The 26,292-nt window shown below is 68.4% G+C and carries 21 protein-coding genes and 1 pseudogene; 10 read left to right on the forward strand and 12 right to left on the reverse strand.

Annotation, left to right across the window (positions count from 1 at the left end):
* Positions 1-487 precede the first annotated feature (487 nt).
* The gene (locus AC3AGO_RS01630; protein WP_487818262.1) at positions 488-1,288 is read left to right on the forward strand and encodes an IclR family transcriptional regulator; all 801 of its coding nucleotides are present in this window, start codon (positions 488-490) and stop codon (positions 1,286-1,288) included.
* On the opposite strand, the gene AC3AGO_RS01635 is transcribed toward AC3AGO_RS01630, so the two are convergent.
* The 4 genes from AC3AGO_RS01635 to AC3AGO_RS01650 are packed head-to-tail and all read right to left on the reverse strand — an operon-like array spanning position 1,276 to position 6,016.
* Positions 1,276-2,283, reverse strand: coding sequence for a 2-hydroxyacid dehydrogenase (locus AC3AGO_RS01635; RefSeq protein WP_487818263.1), 1,008 nt, complete (start codon positions 2,281-2,283; stop codon positions 1,276-1,278). The genes AC3AGO_RS01630 and AC3AGO_RS01635 overlap by 13 nt on opposite strands.
* Positions 2,274-3,248 (reverse strand): beta/alpha barrel domain-containing protein, encoded by a 975-nt coding sequence (locus AC3AGO_RS01640; protein WP_487818264.1) that lies wholly within the window; start codon positions 3,246-3,248, stop codon positions 2,274-2,276. Before AC3AGO_RS01640 ends, AC3AGO_RS01635 begins: the two co-directional genes overlap by 10 nt.
* Positions 3,245-4,492, reverse strand: coding sequence for a CaiB/BaiF CoA transferase family protein (locus AC3AGO_RS01645; RefSeq protein WP_487818265.1), 1,248 nt, complete (start codon positions 4,490-4,492; stop codon positions 3,245-3,247). The genes AC3AGO_RS01640 and AC3AGO_RS01645 overlap by 4 nt, the downstream gene beginning before the upstream one ends.
* Positions 4,493-4,525: 33 nt before the next feature.
* On the reverse strand, positions 4,526-6,016 hold the full coding sequence (locus AC3AGO_RS01650; protein WP_487818266.1) for a GntP family permease: 1,491 nt from the start codon (positions 6,014-6,016) through the stop codon (positions 4,526-4,528).
* Positions 6,017-6,119: 103 nt separating this feature from the next.
* Between AC3AGO_RS01650 and AC3AGO_RS01655 the strand changes: the two genes are divergently transcribed.
* From AC3AGO_RS01655 to AC3AGO_RS01675, 5 genes are all read left to right on the forward strand, one after another.
* The gene (locus AC3AGO_RS01655) at positions 6,120-6,491 is read left to right on the forward strand and encodes a transposase (RefSeq protein WP_487824508.1); all 372 of its coding nucleotides are present in this window, start codon (positions 6,120-6,122) and stop codon (positions 6,489-6,491) included.
* Between the two features lie 747 nt (positions 6,492-7,238).
* Positions 7,239-8,333 carry a Gfo/Idh/MocA family protein gene (locus AC3AGO_RS01660; protein ID WP_487818267.1) on the forward strand — a complete coding sequence of 365 codons (1,095 nt, stop codon included), beginning with the start codon at positions 7,239-7,241 and terminating at the stop codon, positions 8,331-8,333.
* Between the two features lie 599 nt (positions 8,334-8,932).
* Positions 8,933-9,808, forward strand: a complete 876-nt coding sequence (locus tag AC3AGO_RS01665) for a hypothetical protein (protein ID WP_487818268.1) — start codon at positions 8,933-8,935, stop codon at positions 9,806-9,808.
* 45 nt (positions 9,809-9,853) lie between these two features.
* Complete coding sequence (locus AC3AGO_RS01670) at positions 9,854-11,104, forward strand: AGE family epimerase/isomerase (protein WP_487818269.1); 1,251 nt, start codon at positions 9,854-9,856, stop codon at positions 11,102-11,104.
* Between the two features lie 206 nt (positions 11,105-11,310).
* The gene (locus AC3AGO_RS01675; protein ID WP_487818270.1) at positions 11,311-12,786 is read left to right on the forward strand and encodes a glycoside-pentoside-hexuronide (GPH):cation symporter; all 1,476 of its coding nucleotides are present in this window, start codon (positions 11,311-11,313) and stop codon (positions 12,784-12,786) included.
* A gap of 438 nt (positions 12,787-13,224) precedes the next feature.
* Here AC3AGO_RS01675 and AC3AGO_RS01680 read toward each other — a convergent pair whose 3' ends face one another.
* The 5 genes from AC3AGO_RS01680 to AC3AGO_RS01700 form a co-directional block, all read right to left on the reverse strand.
* Positions 13,225-13,950, reverse strand: a complete 726-nt coding sequence (locus tag AC3AGO_RS01680; RefSeq protein ID WP_487818271.1) for a sulfite exporter TauE/SafE family protein — start codon at positions 13,948-13,950, stop codon at positions 13,225-13,227.
* Positions 13,950-15,398, reverse strand: a complete 1,449-nt coding sequence (locus AC3AGO_RS01685; RefSeq protein WP_487818272.1) for an NAD-dependent succinate-semialdehyde dehydrogenase — start codon at positions 15,396-15,398, stop codon at positions 13,950-13,952. Before AC3AGO_RS01685 ends, AC3AGO_RS01680 begins: the two co-directional genes overlap by 1 nt.
* Before the next feature lie 114 nt (positions 15,399-15,512).
* Positions 15,513-16,421 carry a PfkB family carbohydrate kinase gene (locus AC3AGO_RS01690; protein ID WP_487818273.1) on the reverse strand — a complete coding sequence of 303 codons (909 nt, stop codon included), beginning with the start codon at positions 16,419-16,421 and terminating at the stop codon, positions 15,513-15,515.
* Positions 16,422-16,506: 85 nt separating this feature from the next.
* Entirely contained in the window at positions 16,507-17,292 is a 786-nt protein-coding gene (locus AC3AGO_RS01695) for a DeoR/GlpR family DNA-binding transcription regulator (protein WP_487818274.1), read from the reverse strand.
* A 650-nt stretch (positions 17,293-17,942) separates the two neighbouring features.
* The gene (locus tag AC3AGO_RS01700; protein ID WP_487818275.1) at positions 17,943-20,216 is read right to left on the reverse strand and encodes a LuxR C-terminal-related transcriptional regulator; all 2,274 of its coding nucleotides are present in this window, start codon (positions 20,214-20,216) and stop codon (positions 17,943-17,945) included.
* Positions 20,217-20,428: 212 nt separating this feature from the next.
* On the opposite strand from AC3AGO_RS01700, the pseudogene AC3AGO_RS01705 reads away from it, so the two are divergent.
* A pseudogene (locus AC3AGO_RS01705) lies at positions 20,429-20,575 on the forward strand (DUF5655 domain-containing protein); the annotation flags it as partial.
* 557 nt (positions 20,576-21,132) lie between these two features.
* Here the strand turns inward: AC3AGO_RS01705 and AC3AGO_RS01710 are convergent.
* Positions 21,133-22,095, reverse strand: coding sequence for a pirin family protein (locus tag AC3AGO_RS01710; protein ID WP_487818276.1), 963 nt, complete (start codon positions 22,093-22,095; stop codon positions 21,133-21,135).
* Positions 22,096-22,442: 347 nt separating this feature from the next.
* On the opposite strand from AC3AGO_RS01710, the gene AC3AGO_RS01715 reads away from it, so the two are divergent.
* Positions 22,443-22,679 (forward strand): chaplin, encoded by a 237-nt coding sequence (locus AC3AGO_RS01715; protein ID WP_487818277.1) that lies wholly within the window; start codon positions 22,443-22,445, stop codon positions 22,677-22,679.
* Between the two features lie 244 nt (positions 22,680-22,923).
* Here the strand turns inward: AC3AGO_RS01715 and AC3AGO_RS01720 are convergent, their stop codons facing one another.
* A complete protein-coding gene (locus tag AC3AGO_RS01720; RefSeq protein WP_487818278.1) occupies positions 22,924-23,220 on the reverse strand; it encodes a YrhB domain-containing protein in 297 nt (98 codons plus the stop codon).
* 196 nt (positions 23,221-23,416) lie between these two features.
* On the opposite strand from AC3AGO_RS01720, the gene AC3AGO_RS01725 reads away from it, so the two are divergent.
* Positions 23,417-24,205 (forward strand): maleylpyruvate isomerase family mycothiol-dependent enzyme, encoded by a 789-nt coding sequence (locus AC3AGO_RS01725; protein ID WP_487818279.1) that lies wholly within the window; start codon positions 23,417-23,419, stop codon positions 24,203-24,205.
* A 123-nt stretch (positions 24,206-24,328) separates the two neighbouring features.
* On the opposite strand, the gene AC3AGO_RS01730 is transcribed toward AC3AGO_RS01725, so the two are convergent.
* A complete protein-coding gene (locus AC3AGO_RS01730; protein ID WP_487818280.1) occupies positions 24,329-25,009 on the reverse strand; it encodes a TetR/AcrR family transcriptional regulator in 681 nt (226 codons plus the stop codon).
* A 204-nt stretch (positions 25,010-25,213) separates the two neighbouring features.
* Here AC3AGO_RS01730 and AC3AGO_RS01735 point away from each other — a divergent pair, with 204 nt between their 5' ends.
* The gene (locus AC3AGO_RS01735; RefSeq protein ID WP_487818281.1) at positions 25,214-26,176 is read left to right on the forward strand and encodes an alpha/beta fold hydrolase; all 963 of its coding nucleotides are present in this window, start codon (positions 25,214-25,216) and stop codon (positions 26,174-26,176) included.
* The last annotated feature ends 116 nt before the right edge of the window (positions 26,177-26,292 follow it).

Consider the following 26,292-nt stretch of genomic DNA (forward strand, 5'->3'; position numbering starts at 1 on the left):
GGGAGCGTGGCCGCGCCCGGCCATGACGGCGCGACCACCCCCGCCCAACCCGCCCTCTTCTGACGGCAACCTCGCTCCACTCGCCGACGAGTGCCGTGTCCTCGGTGCGGACACGGTATTCATCTGCCCGCCTTCGCAGTACGGCTGATCGTGGCCTCCGACGAACTGGCCGGTCACGGCATCAACCTCGGCTGTCACCATCATGAATTCCAGTGGACCGAACTCCCCGACGACCGCGCCGGATACGACGTCTGCTGGGAACTGACGGCCGAGCAGCTCAACGGCCGGACAACGATGCGCCGGACGATCCCGCCCGACGGTCTCGGGCACGACGGCGCAGAGCGATCACCAAGCCCCACTCGGCAGGGCGATCTCGATGGAAACGGTGTACTTCATGGGGCGCATCAATCGATTCCTTCTCGGCGTCGGACCGGCGTCGGTCTTCAGGCGGGAAGCCCCGAGGGGTCGCTGTCGTATCGTTGTGCGCATGGCAGCCCGAGCGAATTCCACCCCGGAGGCGACCGAAGGACCGAAGCAGGCTCCACTGCTTGTCCTGGGGAAGATCGTCGAGATCCTGAACGCCTTCACGCTGGCCAAGCCCGCGATGAGTCTGCGGGAGATCCACGAGGAGACGGGGCTGCCCACTTCCACCGTGCAGCGTCTGGTGACCAATCTCGTGACCCACGGAATCCTCGACCGTGCCGACGACAAGGTGCGCATCGGTGTCCGGATGACGCACTGGGCGGCGGCCGCGGCGAAGGACCTCGACGTGCTCGAGGTGGTCAATCCCGTACTGAAGCAACTGCGCGACCGTACCGGGGAGTCCGCGGGGTTCTTCCGTTCCGAGGGGACCCAGCGGGTGTGCATCGCGGTCGCCGAGACCCGGCACGCCCTGCGCCGGGAGATGTCCGTGGGCAAGATCGCGCCGGTCAGCGTGGGGTCGTCGGGGCGGGTGCTGCTTGCCTGGGATCCGGCGCTGGCCGAGCGGGTGTTGGGCGAGGAGCTGCCGCAGCTGACCGAGAGTACGGTGACGGACCACGACGAGCTGCGCCAACTGGTCAAGCAGACGCACGCCGAGGGGTTCGCCATCACGATCGGCGAGCGTATCGACGCAGCGTCGGGCCTCGCGGCCCCGGTGTTCGACTCGGCAGGTGACCTCGTCGGAGCACTCACGGTCCACGGGCCGACGCTGCGCATGCCGCATGAGCAGTGCGTCGAGTGGGTTGATCTGGTGGTGGAGCACGCTGAGCAGATCACCCGGGCGCTCGGCGGCCGTTACCCCACCTGAGCCGCCTGCCGCCCCGCCGCCCACGCCTCCGGGTTCACCGGATGGGCCGGCAGCTCGCCCCGTGCCATCGCAACGGCGTTCTCCGCGCAGAGCCGCGCCATGGTGGAGCGCACGGAGCGGGTGGCGCTGCCGACGTGGGGCAGCAGCGTGGTGTTGGGGAGTTCCGCAAGGCCCTCGGCGAGCGCGGGTTCGTCCTCGTACACATCAAGTCCCGCCCCCGCGATCTCGCCGGACCGGAGCGCTGCGACGAGTGCCCGCTCGTCGACCACCGGCCCGCGCGAGGTGTTGATCAGGCAGGCCGTCGGCTTCATGGCGCGCAGGGTCCGCTCGTCGACGAGGTGGTGGGTGGCGTCGGTGAGCGGTACGTGCAGCGAGAGGAAGTCGCTGGTACGGACGAGTTCGTCCCACTCGGCGTACCGCACCCTGCCTGCGAGCGGGCCGAGCCGCTCGGACGGTACGGGACCGCTGCGCGCGGTGTAGCGGACTGTCATACCGAAGGCGAGGGCTCGTTGGGCCGTCGCGCGGGCAATGCGGCCGAAGCCTGCCAATCCGAGTGAGGCTCCGCTGATGTCGCTGCCCAGCAGCAGTTCAGGCTGCCAGCCGTGGAACTGGCCTGCGCGTACGAAGCGGTCGGCTTCCACGCAGCGGCGGGCCGTGGACAGCATGAGGAGCAGGGCGACGTCGGCGGTAGCGTCGGTGAGGACGCCGGGGGTGTTGCCCACGAGGCTGCCGTGGCGCGTGGCGGCGGAGACGTCGACGTTGTCGTAGCCGACGGCGTAGTTGGAGATTCCGCTGATCTTGGCGTCCGCGAGCAGGGCGTCGTCGAAGACATCGGTTACCTGCGCGACGACGACGTCGAAGGCGCCCGACGCGCACTGCTCGCGCAGCTCCTCCGCGGTCGGTCGGTGGTCGGGTACGTGTACGTCGCCGGCCGCGCGCAACAGGTCCATTCCGAGGGCCGGGACGGGAGTAGTGACCAGGAATCTCATCGGCATGCCTCGACGGCCGGTTCCGCGACGGCCCACTCGAAGGCAGTGGTGCTGGAGTGTGCGGCCTGGCCGGCCTGGGAGCGGTTCGGTTCGCCGAGTTCGGCGAGGAGGTTGTCGGTGAGCGCGACCAGGGAGCCGAAGGTGTCCGTGGTCAGCCAGTCGGGTCGCAGGGCGAACAGTAGGTCCTCGCTTGCGGCGTTGCCGCTGGCGCCGGGGGCGAAGGGGCAGCCGCCGAGGCCGCCGAGCGCGCCGTCCACCTCGCGTGCGCCGGCCGCGATGGCGGCAAGGGTGTTGGCGACACCGAGGCCCCAGGTGTCGTGGCCGTGGTAGACGATCCGTCGTGCGGGGCTCTCGGCCGCGACTCGGGAGACGAGGCCGGTCACCTGGGCGGGGACGGCCTGGCCGAGGGTGTCGCAGAGCACGATGTCCTCGGTGCCTTCCGTACGCGGGTCGTCGGCGATGCGCAGGACCCGCTCCTCGGCGACCTGGCCGTCGAACGGGCAGGTGAAGGAGGTGGCGATGCAGAGCTGGATGCGTCCGCCGACGGCGCGTGCGTGCTCGATCGCCGCGGGCATGGCCGCGAGGCTGTCCTCGGTGCTGCGGCCGATGTTGGCCTGGTTGTGCGGGTCGGATGCCGACAGGCAGTACTGGAAGTTCACCGCGCCCGCCCGAGCCGCCTTCTCGACGTGCCGCGGGGTGGCCACCCAGACCCAGGACCTGGCGAGTTCGTCCGGTTCGAGGCGTTCGACCACCTCCAGGGTGTTGGCCATGGGCGGGACCAGCTTCGCGTTGGCGAGCGAGCCGATCTCCACGGACGGCACCCCGAGGGAGAGGAGTTCGCGGACGATCTCCACCTTGCGGTCGGTGGGCAGCAACTTGCCGGTGAGCTGGAGACCGTCGCGCAGGGTGACGTCGCGCAGGGTCGCGTTGTATGGGGTCGCTGTGCCGGGGGCCTTGGGCGTGCTCGTCACTTCTTCTCCATCTCGTCGATGATTGCGTCGGTCTCGGCCGCGTCCTTGCCGAGCAGTCCGGTGAGGACCTCGCGGGTGTGGGCGCCGAGGTCGGGGCCGAGGGACCGTACGGGCAGGGACCGTTCGCCCAGAACCGGGACGATGCCGGGGAAGCCGACCTCCTGGGTCTCACCTGCTGCAACGGCGACCGGGAGCCGCTGGATCATGTCCCGGGCGGCGAACTGGTCGTCCTCGCAGATGTCCGCGGCGGTGTAGATCGGTCCTGCCGGGACGCCCGCAGCGTCCATGGCCTTGAGGACTTCGGTACGGGAACGGGTGCCAGTCCATTCGTCGATGGCGGCGTCGAGTTCGTCGCGCCGTGCCCAGCGTTCGGCGTTGGTGCGCAGCCCGGGGTCGTCGCCGAGGTCGGTGCGGTCGATGGCTTCCATGTAACGGCGGAAGATGGAGTCGCCGTTGCCGGCGATGACCACGCTGTGTCCGTCGCCGCACACATAGGCGTTGCTGGGGGCGATGCCTTCCATGCGGCCGCCGACGCGTTCCCGTTCCAGGCCGTAGGCGAGGTGGTCGGGGACGAGGGATTCCATCATTGAGAAGACGGCCTCGTGCAGGGCGACGTCGACGGTGCGCTCGGCCAACGGGGCTGTCGTCGCGGTCCGTTCACGTTGGAGCAGCGAGATGACGGCACCGAACGCCGCGTACAGTCCGGCGATCGAGTCGCCGATGGAGACGCCCACCCGGGACGGCGGGCGGTCGGCCTCTCCGACGAGGTGGCGCAGGCCGCCCATGGCCTCGGCCACGGCGGCGAATCCGGGGCGCTCGGAGAGCGGTCCGGACTGGCCGAACGCGGAGATCCGGGTCAGGACGATGTCGGGGTTGGCCTCTTCGAGGGCCTCCGGTCCGAGGCCCCAGCGCTCCAGGGTGCTGGGCCGGAAGTTCTCGATGACGACGTCGCACTGCCGGACGAGTTCGAGCACGGTGGCCCGGCCGCGTTCGGTCTTCAGGTCCAGGACCACGGACTTCTTGTTGCGGTTGATGGTGCGGAAGAGCATCGACACGTCACCGGCGTACAGCCGCCAGTTGCGGAGTTCGTCTCCGGTGCCGGGGCGTTCGACCTTGATGACCTCGGCGCCGAAGTCGGCGAGCATCCGGCCGGCGGTGGGGCCGGCGATGTAGTTGCCGAGTTCGAGCACGCGCACTCCGTGCAGCGGCAGTCGCACCGGCAGCTGGGTGGCGGTCTTCGTCATGACGTCCTCATCTCGTGTTCAGGGCAGGGGAGTTCACAGGAAGGCGCTGAGCGCCAGGATCGGTCCCATCGCGACGACCGAGGCGACGGAGACGCCGACCGAGCAGGTCTTGAGGGTGCCCCGCGTGGTCTGGCCCATCAGGGACTGCAGCAGCCAGAAGGTGTTGCTCGTCAGGTGGACGAGGAAGAGGGAACCCGCGGCGGCCGACAAGGCGATGAGTACCGGGTCGATTCCGAGGCTCGGCGCCACGGGCGCCAGCAGGCCTGCCGCGGTCATCGCAGAGATCGTGACCGAGCCGACCGCAACATGCAGGACGGCGGCTACCAGCCACACCATCAGGAGCGGCGCCACGGTGCTGGCCCCGAAGTACTCGCCGAGGATGTCGCCGACCCCGGAGGCCGTAATGACTGCGGCGAGGCAGCCGCCGACCCCGGTGAGGACGAGGATCTGCCCGCTGTCGCGCAGCCCGGCGCCCAACGCCCCGTCCACGCACGGCTGTCCCAGCTGCCGCCGGGTAAGGAGGCAGGTGCCGACGACGCCGAGCAGGAGGGCCACGACGGGGCTGGAGAGCAGCTCCACGACTGGGTTGCGCCACGACGCGATGTCGGCCAACGCGCCGACGGCAATGAGGAGAAGGGAGCAGAGCAGCGGCGCGAAGAGGACGTGGAGTCCGGGGCGCTTCCTGTCCTCGGCCGGTACGGCCGTGACCGCTCCTCCGGCGGCGGGCGCCGCAACGGCACTCGGGGCGGTCTCTGTGGCAGTGGGCTCGACGCCGGATCCGGCGGTGGCGGACCCGGTGCCGGGGGTCCCGGTGGCGGTGGTGCCGGTGGCGGCGACAGGGGCGGCTCCCCCGGCCGCCGCCTGCGCCACTGCGGCGGGGGCCTCCTCGTCCAGCTCCGGATTCCACCAGCCGCGTGCGAACAGCCAGTTCATGGCGGCCACGGCGATGATCACGGTCGGGATTACGACAATGAGCCCGTACAGCAGGTAGGTGCCGAGGGGGACGTCGAGGAGCGCGGCGAGGGCAAGGGCTCCGACACCGGGGACCATGAAGACGATGCCGCACTCGAGTGCGACGGCCAGAGCGGTGGCCATGCGCGCGGTGCCGTACCGGCCGAGTTTGCCGGCGATGCCCTTGGCGACGGGCCCGGTGATCACCAGCAGCACGTCGAGGTAGATGGACTGCAGGAACGTGGCGATCGTGAGGGCCATCGCGTACGGGACCCGTTTCGGACCCGCGACGCGCAGCAGGGTGTCGCCGAGGCGCTCGATGGCGCCGAGTTCACGCAGGAGGGCTCCCACGAGGACGCCGAAGACGATCAGGAGGCCGATATCGGCCATGATGTCGCCGAAGCCCTTGGTGATCGTCTCCACCGTCTTCTTCGCCCCGAGACCGGTGGCGAGGCCGAGGTAGCAGGAGCCCAGGATCAGGGCGATCACGGGGTTCATCCGCATCCGCACGATCAGGAACACGATGGCGATCACGGCGAAGGCCGTGTTGAGAAGTATTGCGGTTTCCGACATGCCCGACGTCCGTTTCGTCATTGAAGAGGGCGTTTGTGGAGCCGGCCGACTCGAGCTAATGGCCCGCATTATGAACATGAACTCAAGATGTGGGTCAACACTTATGCGCGCCGGATCCCTGAACGCCCGCACCGGGCCCTGGTTGAGCCCCACCTTCCGGCGGCCGAGACCGGGCCCTATACCTGACCTGCGGAAACAGTTCGACGGGACGACGTGGCGGTTCCGTACGGGCAGCCCCCGGCGTGACGTTCCCGAGCGTTATGGCAACTGGTCCACCACCTACGACCGCTTTCGTGCCTGGGCGACGCAAGGCGCCCTCCAGGGCGTGCTGGACGCCGCGATCCCCGAGGCGTCCGCGCGCGGCGAAGTGGACCTGGAGCTGGCCAGCGTGGACTCCCCAACCTCCCGCGCAAGGGACAAGAGCCGCAGATCGCCGGGAGCGAATGCGGGGAAAAGGGGAGGAGGCCCGGGCTGAGCGTCGACGAGTCCGTCGACGTCACCGGCTTCGACTGAAGGGCTCTGAACTGGGGCGTTCCCGGGGAGGACTGACCAGCAAGGTGCACCTGGCGGCCGACCGCCGGCGCCGTCCGCTGTCCTTCGCCCTCACGCCGGGGCAGGCCAGAGCCCCGAGCCGCCCGGCAACCGCCGAATGCTGTAGCCCCGAGCCCGCCGAGCCTCCAGACATACGGGTCCAACTGGCCCTACAGCAGCCGGAATCTCGGTCTGCCGCTCCCCCGACTTCCTGCCCGCCCGTCTCGCGCGCGCTCGCACCCCTATCCGTGTCGACCTCCTCTGGCCGGTCCGGATGCACCCCGCGCGGATCCAGTTCTGCTGCACCTCCCCGCCCACCCCCGGCCCCGCCCGTCTCGCGCGGTTGCACCGCTGCCGACTCCACTCAGCAATTACCGGTACGAGGTGGTCCCTGCCGGACCGAACACGGGCGGCAACTGCCGCCAGATGCAGCGGTATTCGCGACGGAGATGATCGCGGCCAGCACCTCACAGCCGCCGTACCGCCGCCCACCACCCTGCGGCCGACTCGGAGCCGTGGCCACCATCCGGCAGAACAGTTCCCACAACCGCAGGGCCAACTTGAGGATGATGTAAATCAAACATTGCATGCTCGTAAAACAACATCTATGGTCGAGATCACTCCTCGAGAACGCTGATGACGTCACTCGCGCGCGAGTCCGCGTCCGGCGCAACCGAAAGCAGGAACGCACATGGCCACGACCATCCGCTACGGTCTCATCGGTTCCGGCATGATGGGGCGCGAGCACATCCGCAACCTCCAGCTGATCCCCGGGTCGATCATCGCAGCGATCAGCGACCCCGAAGAGACCTCGCGCGCGGAGACGCTGGAGTTCATCGGCGAGGACACCCCGGCGTACGCCTCGCACGCGGAGATGCTCGCCGCGCAGGAGCTGGATGCCCTCATCATCACCAGCCCCAATGACACCCACCACGACATCCTGCTCGACGTGTTCTCCTCGGGGCAGCATCTGCCGGTCCTCGTCGAGAAGCCCGTCTGCGTGTCCCGTGAACAGGCGGATGACATGGAGAAGGCCGCGGCCTCCTACCCCGCACCGATCTGGGTGGCGATGGAATACCGCTACATGCCTCCCGTCCAGAAGCTCCTGGACTCGGTGACATCCGGCGAGATCGGCAAGCTGGCCATGATGACCATCCAGGAGCATCGCTTCCCGTTCCTGCAGAAGGTCGGCGACTGGAACCGCTTCTCGGCGCGTACCGGCGGCACCCTGGTGGAGAAGTGCTGCCACTTCTTCGACCTGATGCGCTTGACCACCGGGTCCGAGCCCGTCCGCGTGTTCGCCTCGGGCGCCGCAGACGTCAACCACCGCAACGAGCGTTATGACGGGCACGTGCCCGACATCCTCGACAACGCTTACGTGATCGTGGAGTTCGCCTCCGGCGCGCGGGCAATGCTCGACCTGTGCATGTTCGCCGAAGGGTCCTATTTCCAGGAGCACATCGCGGCGGTCGGTGACGCGGCCAAGGTCGAGTGCTCCATTCCCGGTCCAGCGCGATTCTGGCCGGGCGGCCAGGAGCGAGAGTCCGAGTTTGCGGTCAGCCCCCGCGACCCCAAGGGCCCGCGACGCGAGGTGGTCGAGGTGGACGAAGAGATCCTCAATGCGGGCGACCACCACGGCTCCACGTACTACCAGCACAAGAAATTCCGCGAAGTGGTGCTGGGGAACGGCGAGGTCGAGGTGACCCTCCACGACGGGTTGCAGGCCGTCCGCATTGGGCTGGCCGCCGAGAAGTCCGTCGCCGAGCACCGCAGCATCGAGGTCTGAACAGGCGTACGAAACCACCGAAGGCCTCGCGACGCCCACACCGGGGCCTCAACGAGATCGTGAACTCGCCGTGGTTGTCGGGCTCCGCGGTTACTTCACCCTGCTCGACGCGCCGAGCCCAGTCGTTCAGGCCCCGTAAGCGAGCCATCGCCGCTGTGGCACCACCGGCCCGTCACAGCGATCACAGAGCAGAGCTTCGCCGCCGGCTGGGACTTTCCGGAAACCATTGCCCCGACGGGAATCGCTCCACCTCCAGCACCTGCGAGGTGGAGCGATTCGTTCTCCTCTCCTCCGCCGGCTCAAAGGGGCGTCGAGCGCGGACAGCGAAGAGGAGCCGATGCCGCCCCATCCCGAGCGACCACCGCGTGGCCTCTGACTCAACACTCACAAGAGCGCAGCACGCGACGAGCGTCGCCCGAGCCCGGGCGTCGAAGAAACGAGGGGGTGTTCACTTCCAAACAGACATGTTACTTTCCCAGCATTCCACTGCTGGCTTCAGACAACCCGGAGCCGGCCAGGGCATGTCAGCGGCGCCACTGTCTGTGCGTCCCTCACGAGTCGTGGATGTCCACACCGAACACCCCTATTGAAGGAGTCCCGTGGCAACCCAGAACCCTCTCAGCTCAATCGCTCGAGAGTCCGGCGGTCTCGCGATGCTGGCCGTCGACCAGCGCGAGGCTCTTCGCGGCATGCTCAGCACAGCCCGTGGCGGCGTCATCAGCGACAGCGACCTGGTCGCCTTCAAGCTCGACGTGGCTCGCGAGCTCACGCCCTTCGCCTCTGCCGTCCTGCTCGACTACCAGTTCGTGCTGGATCGGGCAGTCGAGACCGGAGTGGTGGACAAGGGCTGCGCTCTGATCGCCTCCGCCGATGAGTTCCACCCGGGCAACGGCGTTCCGGTCGACCGGATCACGATCGACGAGGAGTCGACGCCCCAACACGCTGTGGAGATCGGCAGTTCCGCGATGAAGCTCCTCGTCCTGTGGCGCTCGGACGAGAGCCCGGAGGCGCGCCGGGCCATGGTCGAGGACTTCGCCGCCCGCTGCCACGGCGCGGGACTGACAGCGATCATCGAGCCCGTGGTGCGCCCGCCCCGACGAAGCGCGGACTTCGACAAGGAGGCGAGCATCCTCGCTGCGGCAGAGGAACTCGGCGACACGTCGGCCGACCTGTACAAGGCGGAGATGCCCCTGAGCGGGCGCGGAAGCGACCGCGAGCTCCTGGATGCCTGCAAGGCGCTCGACTCCCGCTTGAACACTCCGTGGGTCATCCTCTCCTCCGGTGTGGATCCGGACCTCTTCCCGAATGCCGTTCGGCAGGCCGTCACAGCAGGCGCCGACGGATTCCTGGCCGGCCGCGCCGTGTGGTCGTGCACGCTGCCCTTCGGCGACCCCACCCACGCGCTGCGCGACCTCGCGGTGCCCCGGATGAAGCGGCTCACCGAGGTCGTCGACGAGGCAATCACCTCCCGCTGAGACTCCCGCTCACATCCCCGCCCTCATTCATCAAAGGAGCTGAGAATGACGACCAGCTGGATCGGCACCCCCGCACACGCCCGCTGGCTCGAGACCGAGACGGACCGGGTCCTCGAGTTCGGCCGGCACGCGAAGGTCGGCAACGGATTCGGCTGGCTGAGCAACAGCGGCGGGATCCGCGACGAGCAGGGGACCCATCTGTGGATCACCGCCCGCATGGTGCACGTCTACGCGGTCGCCTCGCTGATGGGCCGTCCCGGTGCGCGCACGATGGCACAGCACGGCATTGACTGCTTGCTTGACGGCGTGCTGCGGGACCGGCGCCACGGCGGCTGGTACGCCGTGGTCGCCAACGAGGGTGAGGAGGTCGTGGACCGCCACAAGGAGGCGTACGCCCACGCATTCGTTGCTCTCGCAGCCGCCAGCGCGGTCGCAGCCGAAGTGCCTCGCGCCGACGAACTGCTGCGCCGGGGCGTCGCGATCATCGAGGAACACTTCTGGTCCGACGAGGAGCAGATGTGCCGCGACAACTGGGACGAGTCGTTCAGCACGTGCGATGACTACCGCGGCGGCAACATGAACATGCACAGCGTGGAGGCGTTCCTCGTGCTTCACGATGTCACTGGCGATCCCGTGTGGCTCGACCGCACGCTGAGCATCTCCCACCGGATCATCCACGAGGTCGCTCGCTCGAATCACTACCGCGTCAACGAGCACTTCGACACCGAGTGGAATCCGCTGCCCGACTACAACAAGAGCACGCCGGCCGATCAGTTCCGTGCCTACGGCGGGACACCGGGCCACTGGGTCGAGTGGGGACGGCTGCTTCTCCAGCTCCGAGCAACCCTGCAGGACGAGGGCCGTGAGTGCCCCGACTGGCTGCTCGAGGACGCCAAGGGGCTCTTCGACGCGGCGGTCCGGGACGCATGGAGCCCGGACGGCGCCGAGGGCTTTGTCTACTCGGTCGACTGGGACGGGAAGCCGGTGATCCGCTCACGAGTCCGCTGGGTGGTCGTGGAGGCGATCGGCTCCGCCTACGCCCTGTTCCGGGCGACCGGGAAGAGCTCGTACGCCGAGTGGTACCGGGTGTTCTGGGACTACTGCCGGGACCATCTCATCGATTACGAGGGCGGCTCCTGGCTGCAGGAACTCGACGAGAACAACGAGGCCACGAGCCTCGTTTGGAACGGGAAGCAGGACATCTACCACCTTCTGCACTGCCTTCTCGTACCCCGCCTCCCGCTGACCCCCGGGATGGCTCCCGCGCTGAAGAAGGGACTGCTCGACACCGTCTGAGCTGCTGTCCACATCGGCGCTCAGCCCGGATCCGTTCCCAGGACTCTCCCAACTCGGGTCCGGGCCCCTCACTTCCCCAGCACGATCCAACCTGCCTGGGATTCCCACCTGCCGCATCGGCGCGGCCGCCCTGGCTTGCCACCCCCAATACAGCACTGGGGACGCGAGGTTCACGCTGCATCTCAACGACACAAAGAAGTGTGACCATGACACAGCAACCCGCACACACGTCCTCCAAGCCGGCGGAGGAGACGCTCGATCAGCCCGGTCCTTCGAGCCTCACCTGGCGCGAGAGGATCGGCTACGCCACCGGTGACGTCGGCTTCAATTTCCTGTTCGACATGGGCCAGCTCTACCTGCTCATGTTCTTCACCGACGAGCTGGGGCTCTCCCCCGCGGTCGGCGGCTCAGTCTTCCTGGTGGCGAAGCTGTGGGACGCCTTCAGCGACATCACCGTCGGCGGCTGGGTCGACAACCGCCGGAAGATCGGCAAGCGCGGGCGCTTCCGCGCCTTCCTCTTCTGGGGGACGGTCCCTCTGGCCATCATGCTCATTGCCAGCTTCTACGTGCCGGACTTCGGCATCACGGGGCGCACGATCTGGGCATACGCCATATACATGCTGTTCGGAACGGCGTACTCGATCGCCAACATTCCCTACGGCTCACTGCAGGCCGCCATGACGCGGAATCCGCAGGAGCGCTCGATCCTCGCTTCGCTCCGCCAGGCCGGCAGCAACCTCGGCCTCCTCATCGCCACCGTGGCGTTCTGGCCCATCGTCAACCTCTTCGACACGAAGCAGACCGGCTACATGGTCGCGGTCACCATCTTCGCCGTCGCCGGCGCGGCGCTGATCTTCTTCTGCTACAGCAGCGTCCGTGAGCATTACGCACGCGGGTCAGACGAACCCATCTCCCCCACAGCCGAACGGCTCCCGCTGCGCACACAGTTCTCGGGGCTGCTGCGCAACCGGCCTCTCATCGCCCTCTGCCTCGCGAACCTCTTCGTGTTCTCCGCATTCAACGTCCGCCTGGCAGTTCAGGTGTACTTCGCCCGGTACATCCTCCACGACACCTGGGCCCTGTCCTTCATCGGAATCTTCTCCATCGCCTGCGTCTTCCCCGGCGTCGCGATCGTGCCCTGGCTCACCGCCAGGATCGGCAAGCGATACACCTATGTCCTCGGCTGCGCCATCTGGTTCGTTGCCGACGCGGTCGCGTTCTTCGTCGTCAACGACACCGTCTCCTTCGTCGTCCTCTCCTGCTTCGCCTACTTCGGCTCGGCGCTGCCCAACGCCCTTGCCTGGGCGATGGTCTCCGACTGCGTCGAGTACGGAGAGTGGAAGTCCGGCTCGAGGAATGAAGGCATCACCTACTCGGCATTCATCTGGTTCCGCAAGGTGTCGCAAGCAGCAGCGGGCTTCATCCCCGGGGTCGTCCTCGGCATGGTCGGCTACGTCGCCAACGCGGAGAACCAGTCCCCCGACACCGTTCTCGGAATTCGTGGCCTCATGTTCGGATACCCGCTCATCACGAGCCTGCTGTCGGTCCTCTCCGTGATCCTCATCTACAACCTCACCGAGAAGCGATACGCCGCGATCTCCGAGGAGATCGCCCAGCGACGCCTCGAGTCCGGACTCGCTCCCACGACTGGCTCGGATTCCCGCACGGACGGCGGCTCCTGACATGCCCCTGTTCAGCGTCGCCTGATCCACCCACCCTCGCACGCGACGTGCGGTTGCCCGGGGCGCGGAGTACCGCGCCCCGGGCATTGATGTGAGAGGTTGTTGTCGATGCGGAGCCGGGCCCCAACGGTGCGCAGGCGCTGTGCACTTCCCCGGCTCACTCCTCCAACGTGTCACCGAGACGGGTCCTGCGCTGGTCGCCGGCCCGCTACTCGTCCTGGCAACAACGCCGTTGAGGGGATGACGGCACCGGGCCTGGCGGTGGCTCTCCGGGCTCTTGAACGTCGCGGTAAGCGTCGAAGGGCCCTTTCAGAGTCGTCTATACGGCTCCGTGCCGCTGGAAGTGCGCCGAGTACGTCACGACCGTGCGGGGCCGTCGTAGGGCTGAACATGCTCTCCCTCAACGGGCGCAGCAATCCCCAGCCTGACGCCCTGCTGTCAGAGCGACAGAAGCCCCCGGACCAGTGCGGTCACGCTTCCGACGGCAGCGAGGCCAAGCACGAGCGGGCGTGAGACCCGGTCCGGGATGACGGGTGCCACGCGGTGGCCGACCACCACACCGAGCAGCAGTGCGATGCCGCAGCTCACCCACGTGGTGACGCCAACGCTCGGTAGCCTCTTTGTCGCGGCCGACAGGACGTTGATGACGAATAGGAACAGCTGACTGGTGCCGATGAAGGCCTCGCGTTCCCATGGCTGGCTCGCCGAGTGGATCGCCAGGGGTGGCCCTCCCACTCCCGCGGTGGAGTTCATGAACCCGGAGAGAGCTCCCGCGGCGACCGCGCCTCGGCGGCCGGGCAGCAGGTGGAGTTTCCGGGCGAACATGGCGATCAGCACGGCGACGAGGGCGAGTGCCCCGACGACGACTGTCATCGGGGCACTCGGTGTGTGGCGCACGACGAGCGCGCCGAGAGGCACTGTCACGAGGGCCGGTGCGATCATGAGCGCGGCCCATCTCCACTGAACGTGCTTCCAGGCGGAAGCGAGCACCGCGAGGCACAGAATGGCCGAGAGCACGTTGCCCAGGATCACGCCATCTGTCGGGCCTGCCGTCGCGACCAGCAGCGGAGCGGCCACGAGCGCGAATCCCAGGCCCGTCATCCTCTGGGTGAACGCGCCCAGGAACACAGCCCCGAAGGTGAGCGTGACGGCTATGGCTTCCATCAGAGGGTGATCGCGGCGTACCGCAGATCGGTGAACTCCTCGATCCCCACGTGACTGCCCTCACGGCCGAGCCCGGACTGCTTCACTCCGCCCATGGGCGAGTAGGCAACGCTGGGCAGGGCATCGTTGATGCCCACGATGCCGACTTCGAGCTTCTCGGTGACAGCGAGGCAGCGTGAGATGTCGCGCGACCAGACGTATCCGGCAAGGCCCATCTGCGTGGAGTTGGCCCGGCGGATGACGTCATCCTCGTCGTCGAAGCGGAAAATTCCGGCGGCGGGACCGAAGACCTCGGTGGTGGCGATGAGTGCGTCGTCGGGGACGTCGGCGATGAGCGTCGGCGCAACCCAGGTCCCTGTCTCGGGGAGGGCGCGCTGCGCGGTGAGCACCTTGCCGCCGCGCTGCACAGCGTCCTCGACCAGGGCTTCGACTTCGGTCTTCCGCTTCTCGTTGATGACCGGGCCGAGATCGGCGATCTGGTCGCCCGTGGTCGCGCCGAGGGACATCGCGTCCGTCGCGGCGACGACCTTGCTCACGAACTCGTCGTAGACGTTGTCGTGTACGAAGAACCGGTTGGCGCCGACGCACGACTGGCCGGTGTTGCGGAACCGCCCGAGCATGGCGCCGGCGACGGCGGCGTCGACGTCGGCATCCTCGAAGACGATGAACGGCGCGTCCCCGCCAAGCTCGAGCAGCGGCCGCACGATGTTGCGCGAGGCCTTCTCGAAGACCGAGCGCCCCACTTGGGTCGAGCCGGTGAAGGAGACGATGCGGACCGCGTCGTGCGCGAGGAGCGCATCGGTTACGGCGGCGCCGGGGCCGTGGATGAGGTTCAGGACGCCATTCGGCAGACCCGCTTCCTGCAGAAGCCGGATCATCTCGGTGACAGCCAGCGGTGCCTCACTTGCGACGCGCGCGACCACGGTGCATCCCGCTGCGAGAGCCGGGGCGAGCTTCCGCGCCTGGATCGAGCAGGGGAAGTTCCACGGTGTCAGGCTCGCCACCACACCGGCGGGACGGCGCATGACGAGGTGGCGGCGATTCGGTGCGTCACCGGAGACGAAGCTGCCCTCGAGGCGGCGCGCCTCCTCGGCGAACCAGCGGAAGTACTCCACGGAAAAATTGATCTCGCCCCGAGCCTCCGGGAGCGGCTTGCCGGCCTCGCGGGCCAGCAGAAGCGCGAGGTCTTCGGTGTGCTCGCGCAGAGCCTGGGCCCCGGCAAGCAGGATGTCAGCGCGCGCCTTGGGCGGTGTCGCGGACCAGGCGGGGAACGCATTGGCCGCGGCGTCGGCGGCAGCGTTCGCATCGGCCGTCGCGTCCTCGCCCCGGGGGTGGGCGATCGTGCCGACGACCTCGCCGGTCGCCGGATCGTGCACGTCGAGGGAATCGGTCCGGCTGTGCCAGGTTCCATCGATGAGCACGCTGGGACGGTTGTGCAGGGAGGTCATGGGATCAAAATCCTTAACTAAGGGGTTGGCAGGACGCGTTCAACACAGGTGTGCGCGTTGCCGTACGTCGGGGATCGGGCACCGGGCGCCGGGCGCCGGCGAGCCGCGTGTGCGTCAGGCTTCCTGAACGGAAACAGTTCGAAGGAAGGTCTCGGCTTCCGGCAGGCCCGGGATGCGACTGCGTCCGTCGATGCCCCGGCAACTCAGAGCGGCGACGGCGTTCGCCAGCTCCATCGCGTCGCGCAGAGTCCTGCCCGCCTGGACGGCGGCCACCAGAGCACCGTGGAAGACGTCTCCGGCGCCGAGCGTGCTGCCGAAGTCTTCGACCGAGAGTCCGGGGACAGAGAAGAAGGAGCCGTCGGCGTCGAGGCCGATGACACCGTCGCCACCGCGCGTCGCCACCACCTGTACGGCCCCGGTGCGTGCGAGCGCCTCACGTGTTGAGAGCCCGTTGTCCTCGAGCTTTTCCCACGGGGGCACGAAGAGCGCGGTGCGGGCCGAGCTGCACAAGTGCCCATCCCCGATGAGCGGATGGCCGGCATCGACGCTGATTTTCGGGCGGTCTGCTTCGTCGACGCCGGACAGTGCCGCCTCGACCGCGGGCCAGCCCAGGTGATCGACGTGGACCCACTCCGCAGTGCGGACGAGTTGCACGTTGGCATCGTTGAGGTGGAAGGGCGCGACTCCCAGGGTGGTGATGGCGCGGGCTGAGAGCTCTGCCGAACACACGATCGCGCTCGCCTGGGTCTGCCGGTCCGCGGATCGCTGGAGATGTGAAGTGTCGATGCCTTCTCGCTGCAGATCGGCCTCGACCATGTCCGCGATCCGGTCGTCTCCGGTCGGAGCAACTACGGCCACGTCCGCGCCCATCCTGCGAGCCGCCACGGCCGCCGTCGCGGCAGGACCTCCACCGGCAAAGACGATCCCCTCTGCTTCCACCCTCTCGTCCACTGAGGGATACCGAGGGACGAGGCTGATCGCGTCATAGGTTGCGGCGCCGACGAACACAATGGGTGCGGCCATAGCTACTCCTTACCTGGATGTTCGCATCCTAGCACCTAGTGTTCGGAATCAAACATCCAGCGAGGAGCCCTTTGCCTTGCCGAGCTCAGTCGGGGGTGCCGACGACCAGCTCGACTCCGGCCTCTTTAAGCGCCCGGCAGACTTCGAGTGAAGGCTCGACCTCGGTCACCAAGACGTCGATCTGGGACCAAGTGCACAGCCGCACCGGTGCGGACGCATCGAACTTGCTGGAGTCCAGCACGGCGACGACGCGGTCTGCAGCCTCCATCAGAGCAGTCTTGGTCGGCCGTTCGACACCAGCGGCGACGTACATCCCACGTACATCTGCGGCGCCGGCGCCGATAAAAGCGGTACGGAACCTGAGCCCAGCAATCATCTCGACCGCGGCAGGGCCCACAAGCGCCCTACTGTCGCGATACAGGTCGCCTCCCGTGCCGACTACGTGAATGCCCGTCTTCGACATCAGTGACTGGATCACAGGGACCGAGCAGGTAACGATGCTCCCTTCAAAGCGTCCAACGAGAGCAACAGCCACCTCATGCGCGCTCGTTCCCGCGTCGACAGCAACGGTCTCGTGCGCCTCAACCAGTCCGGCGGCGGCCCGACCGACCGACCGCTTCGCCTCGGCATGGGAGACCTCACGGTCCTCGTATCCCCCCTGCTCACCCTTCGGGATCGCACTGGCCCCTCCGTGCACAACACGCAGCAGGCCGGCCTGAGCAAGTTTCTTGACGTCGCGCCGGATCGTCATATCCGATACATCAAGCTCCGAAGCCAGAGCCGTAATAGACCTGAACCCATCGGTCAAAACAGACTCAACGAGTCGTGCCTGCCTACGGTTCAGTTCCTGCGCAGTGTCAGCAGCATCCATGGACTTCCCTCTCGTCTGGAGCCTCAGGGTATCGCTTCTGTTCGAAACTCAACATCTTGGCTCAGGCCGGCGAGCTGGAACCCGTCGCACGAGGTGACCGGTGTGCGATCAGCCTCCCCTGCAGCAGACATGGGCGCTGTGAGGATCTCCGCGGGACACCGATGCGGCAGAACGTGTGAAGATCGGCCCGCGCGGCCCGGATAGTAACCACGACAGCGATGAGCTGGGTATCGGAGTCGGAGAGGTTCAGCGGGGCTACACGGCGAACAGCGCTTCCACCATCACAGCCGAGAGAAGCGAGAGTCGGGACGGAACTCTGCGTCCGCGAGCGCCGATTCGAGGAGGGCGCCGAGCCCGCGGTGTCGCACGTGGTCCTCGATGGCGGCTTGCCGCATACGCCGGGGCGCAGCTTGACGCCGGTGGTACGTCAGTCGGTTCGACTTGCTCAGCGGTCCGCGGCACCCGGGCCGCGACACGCGACCGTTCCGCGAGCACCAGCGGAGCGACCTCCGGCACCGCACGCTGTACTGGCCCGCCGTACGAGGACAGCGGAGTCGGGGCCTGCTGGGCTGTGATCTGCAGTATGCCCGGGGTGGGCACGTTCTCCGTCTCCGTGCGGGGCGAGCACCGTGATGGTGGGCTGGGCTTGCTCAGCCCGTTCGGTTGGTGTCCCGACAGGGTTCCGTCGAGATCAGCGCCGCGATCTGGGAGCGGGACGAGAATCCCAGCTTCGTCAGGATGTGCTCCACATGTGCGTCCGCCGTCCGCTTGGAGATCACCAGGTGCTCGGCGATCTCCCGGTTCGTCATGCCTCTGGCGACCAAGGCGGCGACTTCACGCTCCCGCTGCGTGAGGTCGCTGGTACGGGGGGACTTGGGCTGGGCGGGGATGGTGGGCTGAGTGAGGTCGGTGGTACGGGAGGATGTGGGCTCGGTGGGGAGGGTGGGCAGCGTGTCGTCGGGCGATACGGCGAAGGCCACCAGTTGTTCGCGCGGCAGCCGGGCGCCCTGCCGGCGAAGTCGGTCAAGCTCGGCGCTGCCCAGCGCCTCCTCGGCGGTCCTGAGTGCCTCGGCGTGCAGCCGCATCAGTAGCGGATTGCCCAGTGCGCGCCGCTGGTCGAGCAGGTCGAATGGCGCGTCCACGCCGCCGAAGATCAGGGCGGCCCGGTGATGGCGTCCTTGGGCAACGGCTGTCCAGGCAACGGCTGTCCAGGCAACGGCGTCCAGCGTGATGCCCAGGTTCAGCACGCCGTCACGCAGGTCGTGCAGTTCCACCGCCCGGCGGCCGGTGCGCTCGGCCGCTTCGGTGTCCCCCGCGTCCAGGTGGGCGGCGGTCATGTAGCCGTAGGCGCACCCCTGGACGTAGCTCTCCTGACTGTTCTCGCCCGCCAGCCGCATCACATCGCGCAGGACGGCGATCCCCGTCTCCGGCCGGCCGCCGAGGGAGTGCGCCATGCCCAGACGCATGGTCGCCAGGGCGACGTCCAAGTCGGTGCCGACCCGGCGCAGTTCGTCCACGGCCACGGTCAGTTCGGCCACCGCCTCCTCGCGGGCGCCGAGGAAGCCGGCCGCCTGCCCGGCGCAGAGCCGGGCGAGCGCCGTCCAGCGCGGATCGCCGAGCTGTTCGGCCGCTTCCCGCATCTCCAGGGCCAGCCGTTTCGCCGTGTCCTGGTCGCCCTGCAGGGCCGCGAATGTGGAAGCCCACTGCAGGGCGCCGACATGCTCGGGGGACGCCTCCGACTGTTCGGCCAGCGCCAGGTCAAGCCAGTGGCCCGCCTCGGCGGGCTGTCCGCTGCACAGCCAGTACGGCCACATGGCGGCGGCCATCGACAGCAGTTCGCCGTCGGCGTGCGCGTACTCCAGGGCCGTGCGCAGATTCTCGTGCTCGGGCAGCAGCGCCTTGTGCAGGGGTGCTTGATCGGAGCTGAAGAAGTGTTCCGCGAACTGGCGCAGCCGGTCTTGATAGTAGGCCGTCAGGCGGCGCCTGACCGCGCGGGTCTCCTCGAGCTTGTCGAGCCATTCGGCGCCGAACTCGCGGATGGTGTCCAGGAGTTGGTAGCGGTTGCCGTGCCGGAGCACCACCGACTTGTCGACCAGACCGATCAGCAGGCTCACCACGCTGTCGGTGGGCAGCTGAGAGTCCGTGCAAACCGCCTCCACCGCGGCGATGTCGAAGTCGCCTGCGAAGGCCGAAAGTCGAGCCCACAGCAGCCGCTCCGCCGGTGAGCACAGTTCGTGACTCCATCCGATGGTCGTGTGCAGGGTCTGGTGCCGAGGCAATGCCGCCTTCCGTCCGCCGTCGAGCAGGGCGAAACTGTCGGAGAGCTGGGCGGCCAGGTGTTCCAGGGGCAGTGCCCGAAGGCGCACGGCGGTCAGCTCGATGGCCAGCGGAATGCCGTCCAGGCGGCGGCACAGGGCCGTGGCCATCTGGCGCTCGTCGTCGGTGAGCCGGAGGCCGGGAACGGCCACTGCCGCCCGCTGCTCGAAGAGTTCGAGCGCGTCGCCGCCCGCGTCCCCGTCCGACAGCCCCAGGGGTGCTACCGGCAGCACGTACTCGCCGGGGATGTCGAGGGCCTGTCGGCTGGTGGCCAGAATCTTCAGCTGCGGAGCCTGCGAGAGCAACAGATCAGCCAGCAGGGCGCAGGCGTCGACGAGATGCTCGCAGGTGTCCAGGATGAGCAGTAGCTTGCGATCGGCCACGTACTCGACGACCTCGTCGATCCGCGACTTGCCCGCCTGGGTCGGCAGGCCGAGCGCTTCGGCGATCACGTCCGGCAGCAGCTCGGGCCCCTTGTGGCCGGAGAGCTCGGCAAGGCGCACACCGTCGGGGAACTCCGTGGCTTCCTCGGCGGCAGCCCGCAGCGCGAGCCGGCTCTTGCCGACGCCGCCCGGACCGGCCAGCGTCAGCAGCCGAGCCTGCCCCAACAGTCGGCGCACCTCGGCCAATTCATCAACACGCCCAACGAAGCTGGTCAACTCTGCCGGCAACTGTCCCGGTCGCAGCCACGAGGTCCCCCACTCCATACATTCCCCACTTTCCGTGCGGGTGTCATCTCTGAGCGTAGTGCTGGTGGGGGTCGGCTGTTGGCCAATCGCGGATCGCCCGCATGCCCGGCCGAATGTCGTCAAGGCAGGGCGTGAGCGACCTGAAGATCTTCCGGGTGAGAGACGGCCGGGCAGCGGAGATACCGGGTGCGTCGGTGGCGGTGGAGCGGGAGTTGCAGTCGCTGGTCGAGGCGCACATGGAGGCGATGCTGGGCATCCGCTTCCTGGCGTCGGAGTACCCCAAGTCTTTGAACAGCGTGCCGATATAGGGCGCCGTGCCGCCGAAGAGGGCGACAATGAGCGAGCAGGGGAACCTGGGTACCCGGCGCGCGAACCCGTGCGGAAGCTTCTCTGCGTTCACAGCCGCCGAGATCGCCGTGAAACCGCTCAGCAGGATCGTGCCCACGCACTCCGGGCAACGCAGATCGATGAGCATCCGGTGCGGCTTTGTGGGAAATCCACAAGGGTGGAGTTGCCTCGACAGTCAGCCCGCTGAGGTCACGCCGCCGACGGCAACGTGCGACCTCTCTCTGGTCGGCCACCCACGACGCGGCTCTGCCAACACCCCGACTTCTTGTCGTCGAAGCACCCAGAGTCAGACCTGACGGACCGTCACGAAAGTCAGCATTGGGTCAGCATCAGGATGACGAAGCCTGGTCACAGGTGGCGACTCTTGCACATGCCGAACATGCCGCGCCGCTCCCATCCGGAGCGATGCGGCACGACGACGCGAGCTGTAACCAGTACGCGCTCGCCCGACCTTTTGAATTACTGCCGAGCAAGAGAAATAACCAGGTCAGCGGGCGTTTCCGCGCGGCTTCAGGGGTGCGTTGGGGAGCTCTGGGGCGGGCAGCGGGTCACCGTCGGTGAGGGTCAGGTCGCCGTAGCCGCGGCCGGCCACCCAGGCCTCTCGGTACCGCTTGATGTCCTCGTGGGACCGGCCGATGAAGTTCCACCACATGACGATCTGTTCGTCGAGGGGTTCGCCGCCGAGGAGGAGTACGCGGGCCGGGGTCGTGGCGGGGGTCTCCAGGTGGAGTTCGGCGGAGCCGGTGGGCTGGTGGACGAGTTGGCCGCGGGTGGCTTGGGAGCCGCCGACGGAGGCTTCGCCGGTGTCGATGAGGACGCCGTGCTCGAACTCCGGGTTCACGGGCAGGCGCAGGCGCCGGCCGGCGGGGATGACGATCTCGGCGCCCAGCAGGGGCGAGTACGTGGTGGCCGGGGACGTCCGGCCGGCCAGCGAGCCCAGGAAGACACGCAGCGCGGCGCCTTCGTACTCGGTCTCCGGCGGCACGTAGTGCTCGAAGCCGGGCTCGGTGAACCGGTGTTGTTCCGGCAGGGCGACCCACAGTTGGGCGCCGTGCAGCGTGTTCGTCGCGGGGGTGGAGAACTCCGAGTGGGCGATGCCCGATCCGGCGGTCATGAGGTTCAGCTCGCCGGGGCGGACCATCGCGTGCGCGCCGGTCGTGTCCCGGTGCTCGATCTCCCCGGTGAACAGCCACGACACAGTCTGCAGACCTGTGTGCGGATGCCCGGGGACCTGCATGCCGCCGCTCTGCCCGATGTCGTCGGGGCCGAAGTGGTCGACGAAGCACCAGGCGCCGATGAGCGACCGTTTGCGCTGCGGCAGCGTCCTGTTGACGGTCATCGCGCGCGGGCCGCCGAGAGGCACGGCGCGGGGGTCGAGAATCTCACCGGCCTTCGGTGAGGGGGTGTTGGCGCACGTCACTTCGCCCGGCGCGGTCTCCACGTTGCTCATTTGTGCCTCCTGCACTGTGTACGCGCCGGACCTCATGGCACCGCGCGGCACGACGGATCGACCGCCGGGAATCCGACTCCGCAGCCACGGGTCGGGCTGCACGTCGAGGTACACCGTTCCACAGGCGTACGACAGTTACGCGACCTATGCGGCGGTTCGGCACCTGGGCTGTCGCGATGCCCGACAAGGCGCTTACGGTCCGGCCCAGTTGACGGGCGCGGCCCTCCCTCTCGGCGACACGCCCTCGCGCGGAGCAGGGGGGGCACACGAATGGATGTGTCGCCGTGCGTGCCTGTGGGGCTGCTGTTTGCGTAGGCCTGGCAAGCCACCTACCCCTTGGAGGGATCATGCGGGTTCGTACCGCCGCTGCTGCAACCGCTCTGGCCGCCTTCGCTGTCGTGGGCGGCGCGGGCAGCGCCTTCGCCGACAGCGGTGCGCAGGGCACCGCGGCCAACTCGCCGGGCGTCATCTCCGGAAACCAGGCTCAGGTTCCGGTGCACGTTCCGGTCAACGCCACCGGCAACTCCGCGAACTTGATCGGTGCGCTGAACCCGACCACGGGCAACGCCTCCAGCAACAACTGACCTGCGCGAACCTCCCCTCCCCGGCCCCCGGCAGCTGACGGGCCGGGGAGGGGTACGTCCGGGCGCAGCCGAGGGGGATGGCGCCCAGGGGGGGCCAGAGGGAAGCCCGGCTCGCTCGAGGCAGCCGCACCAGCGTGAACACCAGCCCATTGCTGGAGCGTCGCTGCTCCGGCAGGGGAACGGTTCAGCGGTAGCGGATCGGGCGGCACTCATCTGCATTCACCGCACTGAGATCCGTGACGGGTCAGGCTCCAGTGGGCAGCTGCTGCGCTGCCAGTTCTGCCACATGATCCTCCACCCGCATGTGCGTGGGCGGGAAATGTGGGGCTGATCCGTCCTTCGGAACGATGATGACCCGCGTGAACGGAGCCTTGACGATATCCCCGGTATCGAGGTGCTCCTGCGAGTCGAACCTGATGGCCCAAGCCGCCGAGTGTTCCTTGGCCAGCTCGGGCTGCATAACGATGGTGAATTCAGATGGATATGTGGTTGATTGCAGGAACGAGGAGGCCGCGCGCTGGGCTTCTTCGTGGGAAAGCATCACAACTCCGAAACTTAACAGGGCAACAGGGCAACAGAGCACTCGCGAACTACCTGACGATAAGGGAATGAGTCGCTCCACCCCCTCGCTCGTGGTCCGTCTTGAACGTCTCCAGCAACGCGCGCTGCGGACCATCGGTTCCCGCGGTTCAGCGGTCCCTGGCGGGCCGGGGGCTGTGTCGACATAGGCTGTGGTCATGACTTCTCTGGACCACGACCGTGCCTGTGCCGAACTGCTGGGCCAGACCGAGCAGTTGCTCGCGACCGTCGCCGGTGCGGACCTGTCGGCGATCGTACCGACATGCCCCGAGTGGACGCTGGCCGAGCTGTTGCGCCACGTGGGGCACGCGCATCGCCGGTCCGAGGTCACCGTACGGACCCGTGCCGCGGAGCCGGTCCCGGCGGGGCAGGTGCCCGATACGGAGGGTCCCGACGAGGACGATCCGGCCGCGCTCGGTGCGTGGCTGACGGCGGGTGCCGAGCGGCTCGTCGACACGCTGCGCGAAGCCGGGCCGGACGCGCGGGTGTGGACGTGGACGCCGCGGCAGGACGCGATGTTCTGGACCCGCAGGCCGCTGCACGACACTGTGATCCACCGGGCGGACGCGGCGTTCACCGTGGGCCGGGAGTTCACCGTCGACCCGGCGGTCGCGGCCGACGCGGTGGACGAGTTCCTGGACCTGATCTCCAGCCCTCAGTTGTCCGCCTTCCTGCCGGCGCTCGCCGAGCTGCGCGGCCCGGGCGGCAGCATTCATCTGCACGCCACCGACACCGACGAGGAGTCCGGTGCCGAGTGGCTCATCGAACTCGGCGAGGACGGCTTCTCGTGGGGCCGCGCGCATGCCAAGGCGACTGTCGCCGTACGGGGAGCGCTGGCGGATCTGCTGTGCGTCCTCTTCGGGCGTCTGCCGGCGGACAGCGACCGGGTGGAAGTGCTGGGGGACGAGGCATTGCTGAACTTCTGGCTGGCACGCGCGAAGATCTGACCCCGCGTCATGTGAGCCGGTCAGGACGCTGCCATGTGAGCCGGTCAGAACGCCGTCATGGGAGCCGGTCAGGACACCGTCATGTGAGCCGGTCTGGACGCCGTGGCAGGCCGTCGCAGACGGTCAGTTCGCCGCGGCCGGTCCCGCGTCGCGGCGCGAGGGCTGTCCGCCGCCCAGGACCGGCCGACGCCCCGTGCCCGCTCCCGTACGAGGCAGGGCCTGCTCGACGGTGGCACCGGCGATGCGGGCGACCGCGCGCAGCTCGGCGTCGGAGGTACCGGCGCGACTCATGACGGCCAGCGACTGATTGACGGCGACGACGTACGTGGCCAGGTCTTCCAGGTCTGCGGCCGTCAGGCCGGCGGCGTCCGCCGCGGGTCCGGCGAGCGCCTCGCGTACGCGTTCCCGCTGGCCGGCGAGCAGCGCCTGGACGCGGGCCCGGCTCTCCTCCTTGAGCGCCGGCGACTGTGACGCCGACTGGGCGACAAGGCAGCCGTCCGGCACCGACGGGTCGGCGATGCGCCGCAGAACGACCTCGAAGAAGGCCTCGACCGCGCGGGCCGGTTCGTCGGGGTGCGCGGCGAGCGCCTCCTCGTGCAGGGCCCCGTACTTCGCGGAGTAGCGGTCGAGGCACTTGCGGAACAGTTCGTCCTTGCCGCCGAAGGCCCCGTAGAGCGAGCCGCGGCCGAGCCCTGTGGCGGTGCCGAGCAGGTCGAGCGAGGCGTCGGCGTAGCCGTACTGCCAGAACACCTGCATCGCGCGGTCCAGCGCCGCGTCGACATCGAACTGCTTCCGGCCCGACATGCCGTACCTCCTCCATCGCCTGCGTCTCCGCAGGCTACCTCGTTCCTGGACCGCTTGGTCAAACTATCTTGGATCGATCGTTCAAAGATGCTGTACGGTGAGTTCCCTCGGCGGCCGGCGCATGAGGAGCACAGCGCGGTGCTCGGATGCCGTGCCGCAGATCTCCCCCTCGTACGCCCTGCACCTTCCACCTCAAGGACGTTCATGAGTTCGCTCGAAACCACCCTCTCCGTGCCCGAGGGCCCCGGCTCGGTCGCGCAGGCCCCGCACCTGCCGCCGGGCTTCACCGACGTGTTCACCAGCCGCTATGTCGACACCGGCAAGGTGCGTCTGCACGCGGTCACCGGCGGGGAAGGGCCGCCGCTGCTGCTTCTGTGCGGATGGCCGCAGACCTGGTACGCCTGGCGTCTGCTCATGCCGTCGCTGGCGCGGGACTTCGAGGTCGTCGCGGTCGACCCCCGGGGCTTCGGGCTGTCGGACAAGCCCGCCGACGGGTACGACTCGGGCACGCTCGCCGCCGACATGGTGGCGCTGATGTCCGCGCTCGGGCACGAACGGTTCGCCATGGCCGGCCACGACATCGGCATGTGGACCGGCTACGCCCTCGCGGCGGACCACCCGGAGCGGCTCGACCGGCTGGCCGTCGCCGAGGCCGCCGTGCCCGGTCTGTCCCCCTCCCCTCCCCTGCTCGGGAGCCGGGACCTCAACGAACGGCTGTGGCACTTCGGCTTCAACCGGCTCGACAGTCTCAACGAGCAGCTGGTCCGGGGACGGGAACAGCTCTTCTTCTCCCACCAGTTCGCCTCGAAGGCGGCTGTCGCTCTGCCCGATTACGCCGTGCAGCAGTACGTCGATCCGCTGGCGAGCGACCCCGACGCGCTGCGGTCCAGCTTCGCGTTCTACCGGGCCATCGACACGACCATGGAGCAGAACGCCCGCCGTGCGAAGCGGCAACTGGACCTTCCTGTGCTGACGTTCGCGGGCGCGGAGTGCTCCGGCGACCTCGTCGAGAACACGATGCGGCTCGCCGCGCACGACGTGCGCAGCGTGGTCCTCTCCCCGTGCGGCCACTACCCGGCCGAGGAACAGCCCGAGGCGATGCTCGCGGAACTGACCGCGTTCCTCGCCCCGTACCGGGAGGAGTACGCCTCGCCGCAAGTCCGTTGAGGGTCGCTCCGGGCGCGGGCCCCGTGCCGCGCCCGGAGGGGCGGGCCCCGGACGACACGACACGCCGTCGGCCGGCAGCGCACCTCTTCCCGCCGGCGTGATCTGTCGGTATGTTC

It is taken from the genome of Streptomyces sp. BL1, from assembly GCF_057628045.1.